Origin of the sequence: Bacillus sp. MMSF_3353, from assembly GCF_030733445.1 — a bacterium.
GTDB classification, from domain to species: Bacteria; Bacillota; Bacilli; order Bacillales; family Bacillaceae_G; genus Bacillus_A; species Bacillus_A wiedmannii.
The window spans coordinates 71,596-85,549 of sequence record NZ_JASHJA010000010.1; the positions used below are offsets into that span (position 1 = coordinate 71,596).

Below are 13,954 nucleotides of genomic sequence, written 5' to 3' on the forward strand. Positions count from 1 at the left end.
TAACTTTCAAAAGTTACACTGTTTCACTACCTTCTACCACATTCACACTCGCCTCAAACTTATCAAGTAATGCGCGTACTTCATCAGTTGATTTTGTGCTCATCAATTGATTTCTTAGTTCAGCAGCTCCAGGGAAGCCTTTTACATAAATTTTGAAGAAGCGATGTAGTCCTGTGATGGAGCGTGGTAATACTTCTGCATATTGATCTTGAAGATCGAGTTGTAGTCTTAAAAGATCTAAATGTTCTTTACTGCTATGCTCTCTTGGCTCTTTTTCGAAAGCAAACGGATTTTTAAAGATACCTCGTCCAATCATAACACCATCAATGCCGTATTTTTCAGCAAGTTCCAGTCCGGTTTGACGGTCAGGAATGTCTCCATTGATTGTTATTAGCGTATTTGGTGCAATACGATCACGCAATTTTTTAATTTCCGGAATTAGTTCCCAGTGCGCATCGACTTGGCTCATTTCTTCTCTTGTACGTAAATGAATAGAAAGGTTTGCGATATCTTGTTTGAAAATATGCGTTAACCAATCTTCCCATTCGCTTAACTCTTTAAAGCCCAGTCGTGTTTTTACGCTGACAGGTAGTCCGCCTGCTTTTGCTGCTTGAATAAGTTCTGCCGCAACGTCTGGACGTAGAATAAGACCACTACCTTTTCCTCTTGATGCTACGTTCGGTACAGGGCAACCCATGTTAATATCAATACCTTTAAATCCTAACTCTGCCATACCAATACTCATTTGACGGAAATATTCAGGATTATCTCCCCAAATATGCGCCACGATTGGTTGTTCATCTTCTGTAAAAATTAAACGGCCACGTACACTTTTCATACCTTCTGGATGACAATAGCTATCCGAGTTTGTGAACTCTGTGAAGAATACGTCTGGGCGACCTGCCTCACTTACTACGTGACGGAAAACAACGTCTGTCACATCTTCCATTGGTGCAAGTACGAAAAATGGTCGTGGTAAATCATGCCAAAAATTATCTATCATTTCAAATTCAAATCCTCTCACTATGAATACAATTTCAAACTCTCAATAAAGTGAAACTTTAATCAGTGGGGTTTTTCTTCATTCCCCACTGATTATTAGTTGAACCAATCGGACTTTTATGGGCAGTTGATCCCCCACCTAACTTCTTTGCTTTCGCTGAATTTTGAGGTGGGGGTCTTACTGCCCATTAAAGCGGGATAAACCAAAAAGCAGATGGTATAGATTCTCCTATATCAACTGCTTTCCTATTATACCAACTTCAGCCAAGCTACACACTCCACATGAGTCGTATGCGGGAACATATCAACAGGTTGTACTTCCTGCGTTTTATATCCGCCTTCTTCCAGTACTTTTAAGTCACGTGCTAATGTTGCTGGGTTACATGATACGTATACGACGCGTTTTGGTTTCATGTCGATGATTGTGTTTAGTAGTGCATCATCACAACCTTTACGCGGTGGATCTACGACCATTGTGTCGGCGATTATGCCTTCTTTGTACCATTTTGGAATAACTACTTCTGCTTCTCCTACGCCAAATTCAGCGTTTGTCATGTTGTTTAGTGCTGCGTTTCGGTTTGCGTCTTCGATTGCTTCTGGGACGATTTCAACACCGTACACTTTTTTCGCTTTTTGCGCTAGGAATAAGGAGATTGATCCAATTCCACAATAGGCGTCAATTACTGTTTCGTTGCCATCTAATTTTGCATATTCTAACGTTTTATCGTATAACACTTTCGTTTGTTCTGGATTTACTTGATAGAATGAACGTGCTGAAATTGCAAACTTAATGTCACCGATAAAGTCATAAATGTATTCTGATCCGTACAGTACTGTCGTTGTGTCTCCGAAGATTACGTTTGTACGTTTCGTGTTTACGTTTTGAACAATCGATTTTACTTCTGGGAATTTTGCAGCAATTTCTTCAATGATTGCTTTCTTGTTTGGTAATTCTGCTGTACGAGTAATGAAGACAAGCATAATTTCCCCTGTTACTTGTCCGTAACGAGCCATTACATGGCGAAGTGTTCCTTTATTACGCTCTTCGTTGTATGCCGAAATACCGTGTTTTTCACAAATACGTTTTACTTCCTGGATTAATGTATCGTTTTCTTCTGCCTGAATTAAACATGATTCCATATTAATGATGTCATGTGTTCCTTGGCGATAGAAACCAGCGACAAGTCCACCTTCACGTTCTCCAATTGGTACTTGTGCTTTGTTACGGTATACCCATGGGTTCTTCATGCCAAGTACAGGGTGCACAGGAACATCGCTTAATCCGCCAATACGCTGCATAACGTCACGTACTTGTTTTTCTTTCGCTTGTAATTGTCCTTCATATGTTAAGTGCTGAAGTTGACAACCGCCGCACTGATTGTACACTGGGCATTCTGCATCTTTACGATATGGGCTCTCTGCATGAAGCTTCATTAAACGACCGAATGCGAAGTTTTTCTTCACTTTAATAATTTTAATTTGTGCTTCTTCACCTGGTAATCCGTTTTTAACGAAAATAGGATAGCCCTTTACTTTCGCAACACCGGCACCATCATGTGTTAAATCTTCAAATACTACATCTATAAACTCATTTTTCTCAACTGGTGGCGTCATTTTTGTACTCATTTTCCGACCTCTCTTTTTCATAACACTGCGTTACATTTTATCATACTTATATGGTCTATTTCTATCGGAAGAAAAAAAGCTATTGACGATAGTTCTCCGTTAATGTTACGCTACTACTAATTTAATACGGACGATGTTACCTCATATATATTCGATAATATGGATCGAGAGTTTCTACCCGGCAACCTTAAATTGCTGGACTATGGGGAAAACTAATGAATATTAGCCTATGTGCAAAAAAAGACTCATATTGATTAGCTTTCTCTCATAGATGAAAGTGAATCCATATGGGTCTTTTTTTATTTTTATTTTTCTAAAAGGTCAGACATCTTACGTATGACATAAAACCTCTTTGTTTTATTTTTTGTAATATAACGAGCGTTTTATGTACAAACTTTATACGAACTTCTGAAAGGGGCAACTACATGCAATATGTAATGAGCATTATCGGTATTCTTGTCGTTTTAGGTTTATGCTTTGCTTTGTCAAACAATAGAAGTAAAATCAACTTCCGTGCAATTGCTATTATGATTGGTTTTCAAATTTTAATCGGTTGGTTTATGTTTGGCACAAAGATTGGTCAACAAATCATTATTTTCATTGGTAAAGTTTTCAACAAACTAATTAAACTTGGTACGACAGGTGTCGATTTTCTCTTTAATGGAATTCAAAGAGATTTTGTCTTTTTCTTAAACGTACTATTAATTATCGTATTTTTCTCAGCACTACTTTCTATCTTTAGTTATTTAGGTGCTTTACCATTCATCGTTCGCGTTGTCGGCGGTGCAATTTCAAAAATTACTGGTTTACCACGCGTTGAGTCATTCCACGCAGTAAACTCTGTATTCTTCGGTTCAAGTGAAGCGTTAATCGTTATTAAAAACGATTTACAGCATTTTAACAAAAACCGTATGTTTATCATTTGTTGTTCTGCAATGAGTTCCGTTTCTGCTTCTGTTACAGCATCATACGTAATGATGTTAGATGCGAAATATGTACTAGCAGCTCTTCCGCTAAACTTATTCTCAAGCTTAATCGTTTGTTCGCTATTAACACCAGTTGATACGAAGAAAGAAGATGAAGTGATTCAAAAATTTGATAGAACTTTATTCGGTGACAGCTTTATCGGTGCAATGATTAACGGTGCGCTTGATGGTTTAAAAGTAGCTGGTATCGTTGCCGCATTAATGATTGCCTTCATCGGTGTGATGGAAGTTGTAAACTACGTAATTAGTGCCGCTTCAGGTGCAATGGGATATGCTGTTACTTTACAACAAATTTTCGGTTATATACTTTCTCCATTCGCATTCTTAATGGGTATTCCAACTCAAGATATTATCCCAGCTGGTGGTATTATGGGTACGAAAATTGTATTAAACGAGTTTGTAGCAATCCTTGATTTAAAAGATGTTGCATCAACATTATCTCCACGTACAGTCGGAATCGTTACAGTATTCTTAATTAGTTTCGCAAGTATTAGCCAAATTGGTGCGATTGTTGGTACAATCCGTGCCCTTTCTGAAAAACAAGGAAGCATCGTTTCTAAATTTGGTTGGAAAATGTTATTTGCATCAACACTTGCTTCTATTTTATCTGCAACAATCGCTGGATTGTTTATTTAATAAAAAACTCCACCTTACTTCTCCTTTTCCAAAAGGAAATTTAGGTGGAGTTTTTTTACTTTCTTCTATATGTATTTTTATGTAAACCTCACCAGAAAAATATAAGGGTTTTTTCCGAATTATTCCAAAAATGTATTCCCCTCTATATTCTATAGTGATATGATGTACAAGGGTATAATTCAAATTTTTAAAATCGAAAATTTGAATTATTGTCACTTATACGAATGATAATTTCAAGACATAAGTGATGATAATTAAAACACAATAGAAGGATGATAGAATGAAAAAATATACATATATCGCTTTACTTTCTTCTGCTATTCTCGTAGGTTGTAACACTAGTAGCACTAGTGATAAACAAATAAAAGAAGCAACGGCGAAACAAACAGTTGAACAAAAAAAAGCGAAAGCGGTTGAACTGCCTTTAACACAAGGAATTATTACATGGGATCCGTATGAATATAACGCACAAAACACCACGCTTTATACAAAGGACTTAAGAGATTCATTCACACAAGTGCGTTACAATATTTGGCGTACTGCTGATGGTCCTGAAAGCAAACAAACTTTTACTTCACAAGAAAAAGAACGTGACTTTGCCCTCCCACTACATTTAAAATCATTTCATTTAAAACGTGGCGAATTTCAAATTGAAACAGTAGGAATCAAAGAAGATCATACTGAAACAACTCTAGTAACATCTAAAATTACATTCCAGCAACATGTACCCGTATTAATGTACCATGCGATTGAAAAATACCCTGGACCAAGTGATGGGGATTACGGCTTATACGTACCACCTGAGCAATTCGAAAAACATATGCAATATTTAAAAGATAACGGTTATACGATGCTTACATTTGAACGTTGGAATGATATAAATCGTGTAAATAAACCTGTTTTTGTAACGATGGATGATGGTCGAAAAAATAATATGAACGCTCTTCATATTTTACAAAAATTAAAAGATGATAGATTTCAACCTATGGCTACTGAATTCCTTACTGCAAATGAGATAGACAAACCCAATCGTCTATCAACAGATGAGATAAAACAAATGATGGATTCAGGCATTTTTTCTATTCAATCACATACTGCTAATCATACGATGATGGCTCATTCAAGCAATTATGATGAGGAATTACGTAGTTCGAAAGAAAAAATCGAAGCCCTTACTGGTAAAAAGGTCATCGCTCTCGCCTATCCAGTAGGTTCTTATAATGACCCAGCTGTTGAAGAAACAAAAAAACATTATGAGTTCGCAGTAACTACTGATCACGGTAATCACATTACAAAAGGGATGCCAAACGAACAGTACTTAATTAAACGCCACTTTGTAGGGCCTAATACATCAATGGAAAAATTCATATCTCTTATAAAGTAAAACTTGATCAGTAGGGGTTTTGTTCACCCCCACCTAACCTCTTTGCTTTTGCTGAATTCTGAGGTGGAGTCTTACTGCCCACAAATAGCGGGATAAAGTAAACTTTACTAAAAGATGATAGAAATAAGTCACTAACCTATCTCATTACTAAAATGATATGATGAACAAGGGTATGTCCCCACCTCTCTTACAGCGGTGGGGATTTTAAATATAAGTATGCAACATAATACACAATAGAAGGTGATTTTATGAGAAAATACGCAGCAATCGCTTTATGTACGTCTGCCATTTTAGCTGGCTGTAAAAGTAGCAATGTAAACCAGGAACCTAAAAAAGAGAAAAAGGTTCAAGAAGTTAAGAAACAAGAAGAGACTGTGCAAGAACAAGGTAAAATTTCTTATCATCCGATTACACACGAATCTACAAACACTACTATTCATATGACAGATATAAAAGATACTTTAAGTGAGGTACAATATAAAATTTGGCGCACAGCTGATGGGAAGGAAAGTGCTAAATCTTTTTCTTCTAAAGAAAAGGAGAAACAATTTACACTTCCTTTTGACATAAAAGAATTTGAAGGAAAACGCGGTGAGTTTCAAATTGAAGCAATAGGAATGAAAGAAGATGGGAAAAACATTCCACTCACAAAATCTACTATTACTTTCGAGCAAAAGATTCCCGTTCTTATGTACCATGCAATCGATGATTATCACGGACAAGGCATTAAAGATTTATTCGTATCACCTGCTAATTTTGAAGCCCAAATGAAATATTTAAAAGACAACGGCTATACATTACTAACTTTTGAACGTTGGGGCGATATTAATAAAGTAAATAAACCTATCTTTGTTACATTTGATGACGGTATGAAAAATAATATGAATGCATTTCATGTTTTACAAAAACTAAAAGACGATACGTTTAAACCTACAGCAACAGAATATATGATTGTTGATAACGTTGATGTAGAAGGATCACTTTCTACATCTGACATAAAAGAAATGGTTGATTCCGGCATTTTCTCTATGCAATCTCATACTGCAACACATGCAGACTTACCTAAGATTACAAACTATGAAGAAGAATTAAAAGAATCAAAGGAAAAGCTAGAGAAAATAACAGGTAAGCCTGTTATTGCAGTTGCTTATCCATTCGGTCATGTGGATGATAAAGTTGTTGCAGAAACGAAGAAATATTATCAATTTGCGACGACAACAAAACCCGGAAAGTTCATTACGAAAGGTGAACCCGATGAATTACTAAAAATGAAGCGTGTTCGCATACACAATTCGACGACTGTAGAACAATTTGCTTCTTCGATTAAATAACGATGAGAGCTCAATATATTTTGAGCTCTCTTTTTACGCTATATTTATATATATTTTTTGAATTTTCTTGTATTATATATAGTAAGAAATCTTTCAAATTAAAGGAGATTATACATATGTCATTTGAACAAACGTTAGAGAAATATGCTGCCCTTGCAGTCAATGTTGGTGTTAATATTCAACCAGGACAAACATTATCAATTAGTGCACCTCTTGAAGCTGTACAATTTGTACGCCTCGTTACAGAAAAAGCATATAAATCTGGTGCAAAACACGTATATGTGGACTGGAATGATGAGACGTTAACACGCTTAAAGTTCGACCTAGCCCCTGAAGAAGCATTCGCTGAGTTCCCATCTTGGAAAGCACATGCTCGTGAAGAATTAGCAAAAGAAGGTGCTGCATTTATGTCTATTTATGCAGAAAACCCTGATTTATTAAAAGGTGTAGAATCAACGCGTATCGCAACAGCTCATAAAGTAGCTGGTGAAGCAATGAAAGTATACCGTGATTACGTACAAGCTGATAAAGTAAGCTGGTGTGTCATTTCTGTTCCTACGAAAGAATGGGCTGCGAAAGTATTCCCTGACGTTGCACCAGAAGAACAAGAAGCAAAACTATGGGATGCTATTTTCAAAGCTACTCGTGCGGATTTAGAAAATCCTGTGGAAGCATGGAAAGAACACGATAAAACGTTACATACAAAAGTTGATTACTTAAACGAAAAGCATTATAAAGCCCTTCACTATACAGCTCCTGGAACAGATTTAACGATCGAACTTCCAGAAAAGCATGTATGGGCTGGTGCTGGTAGCTTAAATGAAAAGAACGTACCATTTATGGCGAACATTCCAACTGAAGAAGTATTTACAATGCCACTTAAAACAAGTGTAAACGGCCAAGTATCTAGCACAAAACCGTTAGCATTTGCAGGTAATATTATCGATAACTTCACGTTAACATTTGAAAACGGACGTATCGTAGACTATAAAGCTGAAACTGGTGAAGAGGCTTTAAAACATTTAGTAGAAACAGATGAAGGCTCTCACTTCTTAGGCGAGGTTGCTTTAGTACCTCATGATTCACCAATTTCAAATACAAATATTTTATTCTACAATACACTATTTGACGAAAACGCATCTTGCCACCTTGCAATCGGAAGTGCTTATGCTTTCAACTTAGTTGGCGGAAAAACAATGTCTAAAGAAGAACTTGCCGAAAATGGAGCAAACACTAGTATTACACACAACGACTTCATGATCGGATCCGCTGAGCTTGATATCGATGGTATTACAGATGACGGAAGACATGAACCAATCTTCCGTAAAGGTAACTGGGCATTTTAATAAAAACAAAAGGCTATCTTCCACACCGGAAGATAGCCTTTTATGATGCCGATGAAACCTTAAGTCCAATTACTCCTAAAACAATAAAAAGAATACAAAATGCTTGGAATAAGTTAATGTGCTCTTTGAAGAAATACACGCTAATAATTGTAATAAGTAATGTTCCTACACCAGACCAAATCGCATAAGCAATACTTAAATGAATTTTTTTGACAACGATAGCAAATACGCTGAAACAAATTCCATAAAATACGAAAATAAGTACACTTGGAACGAGCTTTGTTAAACCATTTGATAGTTTCATCGCAATTGTTCCAGCTACTTCAAAAATAATTGTAACAAGTAATAATAACCAATATACCATACTAGAATCTCCTTCTCTGTTACCTTATAGAGATTCTAGTATACTACTTATAGTCCTAATGAAATATATTTAATTTCTAAATATTCCTCGATACCGAAATGCCCTCCTTCACGGCCAATACCACTTTCTTTAAAGCCACCAAACGGTGCTTGTGCAACTGATGGAAGTCCATCATTTAATCCGATAATACCATACTCTAATGCCTCGCTAACTTGGAATGCTTGACTAATATCTTTTGTGAAAATATAAGCAGCTAAGCCATATGGTGTATTATTTGCACGTTCGATTACTTCTTCAACCGTTTTAAATTTCGCAACTGGTGCTACTGGTCCGAATGTTTCTTCATTCATACAAAGCATCGTATCGTTCGCCAATCCAATTACAGTTGGTTGCATAAAGTGTCCATCTAGCTCTGCAACCTTATGACCACCAAATAAGACTGTTCCACCCTTTTGAATAGCATCTTCGATATGTTCCTGTACTTTCGAAACTGCATTCTCGTCAATAAGTGGTCCTACAGTCGTTCCATCACCGAAACCGTCTCCTACTTTTAACTGCCCTACTGCCTTTTGAAACTTCTCTGCAAATACTTCATACACTTCTTCCTGAACAAATACTCGGTTTGTACATATACACGTTTGTCCTGCGTTACGGAATTTCGAACCGATTACCGCCTCTACCGCTTTATCTAAGTCCGCATCATTCATAACAATAAACGGCGCGTGACCACCTAACTCAAGTGAAACCTTTTTCATCGTTTGTGCAGCACTAGCCATTAATTCTTTCCCAATCTCAGTTGATCCTGTAAAGGAAACTTTTCGAACACGCCCATCTTCCATCCACGTATCAGCAATTGCTTTCGCACTACCTGTTACAATATTTATTACGCCTTTTGGAATGTCCGCTTCATGGGCTAATTCAGCTAATTTCAAAGCAGTTAACGGTGTTTGGCTTGCCGGTTTTACAACTGCCGTACATCCCGCTGCAAGCGCCGGGGCTACCTTTCTCGTAATCATAGCAGCCGGGAAGTTCCAAGGTGTAATAGCGGCCATAACTCCAACCGGTTGTTTCATAACTAAAATACGTTTATTCGGATGAGAAGCAGGAATCATTTCGCCATATACGCGTTTACCTTCTTCTGCATACCATTCAACAAAGCTATTGGCATAATTCACTTCACCAAGTGCTTCTACAAACGGCTTTCCTTGTTCTCTCGTCATAATCGCTGCAATCTCTTCTTTATTTTCATCGATAAGTGTGAACCATTTTTTTAACTTCACTGCACGGTCTGCTGCTGTTAACTTAGACCATGATTTAAAAGCTTCATGAGCAGCATCAACAGCTTGCTTTGCCTCTGTTACCCCGCCCTTTGGTACCGTCGCAAATATTTCCTTCGTTGCTGGATTATTTACTTCGATTTGTTCTTGCAATGTAATCCACTCACCATTTATATACATCGCCTTTTTCTCTACATTTACAAACGTCGCTTTTTTATCCAATGTTTTCTTCCTCCTCTATAAGTTTCTTTATCTTCCTAGTGGCAGCAGATTGACTTATTTTTAAAAACTCCGCTACTTTATAACTCGATCCATATGTTTTATATGCTTTCAAAATAATATTCCGTTCTACTTCTTCTAACATTTTATAGAGACTTTGGCCGGACTGTTCAACCGTTGATTCTTGCATCGCTATTGGCAAATCTTCTATCGTAACGATATCATCAGCAGTTATAACAATTCGCTCAATCACATTTTCAATCTCTCTATTATTTCCTTCCCACGGGTAACCAACAAACATTTGCAATGTGCTAGGCGCTAATTTTACATTCCGGCCATATTTTTCGTTAAAGTGCTGTAAATAATGATAAATGAGTGGCAAAATGTCTTCAGTTCTTTCCCTGAGTGGTGGAATTACAATTGGAATGACATTTAGACGATAATATAAATCTTTCCGGAATGTTCCTTGTTTCACCATCATACTTAAATCTCTATTTGTAGCCGCTACAATTCTAACGTCCACCTTTTTTAATTCTCTTCCGCCAATAGGACGAAACGTTTTTTCTTGCAACACTTGCAAAAGTTTCGCTTGAATTTCAAGTGGCATTTCGCCAATTTCATCTAAGAAAAGAGTTCCTTTATGAGCTGATTCTAATAATCCCTTTTTCCCTTCACGATTCGCACCTGTAAAAGATCCACCTGAGTATCCAAAAAGCTCTGATTCAATTAAATTCGTTGGCAATGCCGCACAATTAATTTCATAGAAACTTTCATTCTTCCTGTTACTCACTTCATGTAAATGACGTACTAATCGACTCTTCCCTACTCCTGTCTCACCTAAAACGAGAACTGTACTATCTACCACGGATACTTTCTTGATTGTCTCGACTATTTTTTGCATAGCGATACTTTTAAAAATAAGTCCTTCATGTTCATATGTTTCTCTTAATTCTTTTTTATATGTTTTTAACTGATTATCCATTTCCTCTACCTTTTGACGTAATTGGTAGAGCTCTGTCAGATCACGTGAATAACTAATTACTCTTCTTAAATTTCCCTCATTATCAAAAACAGGCCTTGTACGAACGTGTAAATACTCTCCTGATTTTGTCGTTTGAACGAGTTCAATCGGTCTCTTTTTTTCAATTACTTCTAACGTTGCCGATGGATAAAAGATACCATCCTTCTGCAATTCTTTCACATGCTTACCTACCAACTCTTTAGCAGCTAGTTGATAGTGCCTTTCACATGTACTATTTACACGCACAACGATTCCCTTTTCGTCAGTCACAAAAATTTCGTCAAACGCATATTCAAATACATCTTGTAAATCCATTAACACTCGTTCCTTTTCTCCAACCATCCTAGCCACCCCTAACTTCCAATCCATCGATTCACTTCACTACCTTTATTATAAAGTGAATTTTCTGTATTTTATATAGAGTCAGCTAGAATGTTTGCGATTTATTATTTAACTTTTAAACACGAGCAGTATTTGCTTTCTCATAACAGACTTGCAATGATTCTTCAATTATATTTAATCCTTCTTCAAGTTGCTCACCTGTAATAACTAATGGCATTAACACACGAATAACATTACCGTATGTCCCTGCTGATAGTAGGAGTAATCCGCGTTTATTTGCCTCTGCGCACAAATTAGCTGTTAACGTTTTATCAGGTGCTTTCGTCTTCCGATCTTGAACAAGCTCGAATGCACACATTGCTCCTAAACCACGCACATCACCGATGCAATTATATTTATTTTTCATCTCTTCGAATCGATTCATTACAACTTTTCCTAATTCTATTGCTCTATCATTTAAATTCTCTTTTTCTATTACATCAAGTACTGCCAATGCTGCTGCACATCCTAGTGGGCTTCCTGCATACGTTCCACCAAGCTCTCCCGGCGCAGACTCATTCATAATTTCCTTGCGCCCAATAACACCACTAATCGGTACACCAGCGCCTAATGATTTAGATACCGTAATTAAATCTGGAACGACATCATAATGATCAATGGCAAAATATTTTCCTGTACGACTAAATCCTGTTTGAATTTCATCCGCTACAAATAAGATGCCGTGTTCTGAACAAATATTGCGTACTTCTTGCACAAACTTCTTACTTGGAACGATAAATCCGCCTTCCCCTTGAACAGGTTCCATTACAACGGCTGCAATTGTTTCTGGTGCTACCTCTGATATGAAGAAATTCTTAAACTCTTCAATCATAAAGTCATCGTACTGCTCTTCCGTTAATCCTTCTGGGCGGCGATATTCGTACGGGAATGGTGCTTTATAGACTTCAGGCGCAAATGGACCAAATCCAAATTTATATGGTTTTACTTTACTTGTCATCGTCATTGTCATTAATGTACGCCCGTGGAATCCTTTAGAAAATGCAATAATACCAGGTCTTTTTGTATATTTACGAGCGATTTTCACAGCGTTCTCAACTGCTTCTGCACCACTATTTAAAAATAGTACTTGCTTATCAAAACTTCCCGGCGCTAATGACGCAAGTTTTTCTGCTAATTCAATATATGGCTCATACATCATGACATTAAATCCAGTATGAATGTATTGATCTACTTGTTTATGGAGCGCCTCTTTAACAGCTGGATGACAATGCCCTACGTTAATTGTTCCGATTGCTCCCGCGAAATCAATGTACTGATTGCCATCAACATCTGTTACAAGAGCACCATTTGCAGATTGTACAAACGTTGGGATGCCGTTACTTACTCCTTTTGGTACTATATTTTGGCGGCGTTCTAATAAAGACGCTGCTTTCGGTCCAGGAATTTGTTCATTTACTTTAGCAAATTTTTTTGTGTTCATTACGTACCCCATCCTTTTCTTTACATTGTTTTCTCTTTTCATTGCAAAATGTATGCCAACGTTCTTTCCCAGCATTCATCCTGCATACCTTCTATGTCGGCATAAAAAATAAGTCTATAAGGACTCATTAAGAGTCTTTATAGACTTATTTTTCTTACACATTAGACTTTCCTTGTTCCCAAATCAACTCACCCGAATGAGAAATAAACTCCCCAACAGATTGTACTACTAAATCTGCAAGTGGTTCTAACGTTTGACGATCTCCTGTACCAGACAGTACTCCAATTGCATAGCAATTGCCACCATTTCTCGCTAAATATAAATCAGTTGGTGTATCTCCAACGACGGCTACTTCACATGCTTCTAAATGAAACTTCTCACAAAAAGATTCTACAATTCTTTTATCTGGTTTTTGTGCCGGAAATGTATCTGAAGCTACAACATAATCAAAAAAGGACTCTAATTGATATTGTTTCAAAAATAATTCTGTTGGTGCAAAATCATCAGCTGTCACAACACCTAAAATAAATCCTCTATCCTTTAAACCTTGTAAAATCCTCGGTAAATCCGCCGTCATTTTCATATAGGAGCGGTGTTCATACATAAGAGAAAATAATTTTTCACTTACCCACTCATGCATTTCCTCTTCCTTAGATGACGTAATATACTTACAAAGCCCCTTTGCTACATCGAGGCTTGTTCCAGCAGCTATTGCACTACTAGGATGAACAAATGCCCCATCCACACCGATTTCTTTTAATAAAGCCTGCTGCATTGACTGTCGGAGTTGATATAATTTTATACATTCAGCGACAAGCTCTTCAGCCACTTTTATCCAAATTGAATGAAAATCCATTAATGTCCCATCTTTATCAAATAGTATTGCCTTTACCTTCTCCATAGCATCCTACCTCTCGTTTCTTATCTCCTCCAGTGTATC

Annotated in this window: 11 protein-coding genes and 1 riboswitch; of the genes, 4 read left to right on the forward strand and 7 right to left on the reverse strand. The window is 37.0% G+C overall.

Features of this window, described 5'->3' with window-relative positions; genetic code table 11:
• Positions 1–13: 13 nt before the first annotated feature.
• Positions 14–1,003 carry a tRNA dihydrouridine synthase gene (locus tag RBB48_RS20120; protein ID WP_098133548.1) on the reverse strand — a complete coding sequence of 330 codons (990 nt, stop codon included), beginning with the start codon at positions 1,001–1,003 and terminating at the stop codon, positions 14–16.
• Between the two features lie 248 nt (positions 1,004–1,251).
• Positions 1,252–2,628 carry a 23S rRNA (uracil(1939)-C(5))-methyltransferase RlmD gene (gene rlmD, locus RBB48_RS20125; protein WP_097889278.1) on the reverse strand — a complete coding sequence of 459 codons (1,377 nt, stop codon included), beginning with the start codon at positions 2,626–2,628 and terminating at the stop codon, positions 1,252–1,254.
• Positions 2,629–2,749: 121 nt separating this feature from the next.
• A riboswitch (purine riboswitch) is annotated at positions 2,750–2,851 on the forward strand.
• A gap of 202 nt (positions 2,852–3,053) precedes the next feature.
• On the opposite strand from rlmD, the gene RBB48_RS20130 reads away from it, so the two are divergent.
• The 4 genes from RBB48_RS20130 (at position 3,054) to RBB48_RS20145 (ending at position 8,311) form a co-directional block, all read left to right on the forward strand.
• The gene (locus RBB48_RS20130; RefSeq protein ID WP_306007998.1) at positions 3,054–4,250 is read left to right on the forward strand and encodes a NupC/NupG family nucleoside CNT transporter; all 1,197 of its coding nucleotides are present in this window, start codon (positions 3,054–3,056) and stop codon (positions 4,248–4,250) included.
• A 280-nt stretch (positions 4,251–4,530) separates the two neighbouring features.
• Positions 4,531–5,634 carry a polysaccharide deacetylase family protein gene (locus tag RBB48_RS20135; protein WP_097889277.1) on the forward strand — a complete coding sequence of 368 codons (1,104 nt, stop codon included), beginning with the start codon at positions 4,531–4,533 and terminating at the stop codon, positions 5,632–5,634.
• A gap of 248 nt (positions 5,635–5,882) precedes the next feature.
• Entirely contained in the window at positions 5,883–6,965 is a 1,083-nt protein-coding gene (locus RBB48_RS20140) for a polysaccharide deacetylase family protein (protein ID WP_097889276.1), read from the forward strand.
• Between the two features lie 116 nt (positions 6,966–7,081).
• Entirely contained in the window at positions 7,082–8,311 is a 1,230-nt protein-coding gene (locus RBB48_RS20145; RefSeq protein WP_306007999.1) for an aminopeptidase, read from the forward strand.
• 40 nt (positions 8,312–8,351) lie between these two features.
• Here the strand turns inward: RBB48_RS20145 and RBB48_RS20150 are convergent, their stop codons facing one another.
• The 5 genes from RBB48_RS20150 to RBB48_RS20170 all read right to left on the reverse strand — a co-directional run bounded on the left by RBB48_RS20150 (position 8,352) and on the right by RBB48_RS20170 (position 13,915).
• Entirely contained in the window at positions 8,352–8,675 is a 324-nt protein-coding gene (locus tag RBB48_RS20150; protein WP_000263259.1) for a DMT family transporter, read from the reverse strand.
• Between the two features lie 47 nt (positions 8,676–8,722).
• Positions 8,723–10,174, reverse strand: coding sequence for an NADP-dependent succinate-semialdehyde dehydrogenase (gabD, locus tag RBB48_RS20155; RefSeq protein ID WP_088061545.1), 1,452 nt, complete (start codon positions 10,172–10,174; stop codon positions 8,723–8,725).
• Entirely contained in the window at positions 10,167–11,534 is a 1,368-nt protein-coding gene (locus RBB48_RS20160; RefSeq protein ID WP_097889274.1) for a sigma-54 interaction domain-containing protein, read from the reverse strand. Before RBB48_RS20160 ends, gabD begins: the two co-directional genes overlap by 8 nt.
• 115 nt (positions 11,535–11,649) lie before the next feature.
• Complete coding sequence (gene gabT / locus RBB48_RS20165) at positions 11,650–13,014, reverse strand: 4-aminobutyrate--2-oxoglutarate transaminase (protein WP_199695215.1); 1,365 nt, start codon at positions 13,012–13,014, stop codon at positions 11,650–11,652.
• Between the two features lie 154 nt (positions 13,015–13,168).
• The gene (locus RBB48_RS20170; RefSeq protein WP_306008000.1) at positions 13,169–13,915 is read right to left on the reverse strand and encodes an HAD family hydrolase; all 747 of its coding nucleotides are present in this window, start codon (positions 13,913–13,915) and stop codon (positions 13,169–13,171) included.
• Positions 13,916–13,954: the final 39 nt, after the last annotated feature.

What these genes read in the sequence shown, in the direction of transcription:
- RBB48_RS20120 (WP_098133548.1), bottom strand. Translation starts at nt 1,003, where the DNA reads ATGATAGATAATTTTTGGCATGATTTACCACGACCATTTTTCGTACTT.
- rlmD (WP_097889278.1), bottom strand. Translation starts at nt 2,628, where the DNA reads ATGAGTACAAAAATGACGCCACCAGTTGAGAAAAATGAGTTTATAGAT.
- RBB48_RS20130 (WP_306007998.1), top strand. Translation starts at nt 3,054, where the DNA reads ATGCAATATGTAATGAGCATTATCGGTATTCTTGTCGTTTTAGGTTTA.
- RBB48_RS20135 (WP_097889277.1), top strand. Translation starts at nt 4,531, where the DNA reads ATGAAAAAATATACATATATCGCTTTACTTTCTTCTGCTATTCTCGTA.
- RBB48_RS20140 (WP_097889276.1), top strand. Translation starts at nt 5,883, where the DNA reads ATGAGAAAATACGCAGCAATCGCTTTATGTACGTCTGCCATTTTAGCT.
- RBB48_RS20145 (WP_306007999.1), top strand. Translation starts at nt 7,082, where the DNA reads ATGTCATTTGAACAAACGTTAGAGAAATATGCTGCCCTTGCAGTCAAT.
- RBB48_RS20150 (WP_000263259.1), bottom strand. Translation starts at nt 8,675, where the DNA reads ATGGTATATTGGTTATTATTACTTGTTACAATTATTTTTGAAGTAGCT.
- RBB48_RS20160 (WP_097889274.1), bottom strand. Translation starts at nt 11,534, where the DNA reads ATGGTTGGAGAAAAGGAACGAGTGTTAATGGATTTACAAGATGTATTT.
- gabT (WP_199695215.1), bottom strand. Translation starts at nt 13,014, where the DNA reads ATGAACACAAAAAAATTTGCTAAAGTAAATGAACAAATTCCTGGACCG.
- RBB48_RS20170 (WP_306008000.1), bottom strand. Translation starts at nt 13,915, where the DNA reads ATGGAGAAGGTAAAGGCAATACTATTTGATAAAGATGGGACATTAATG.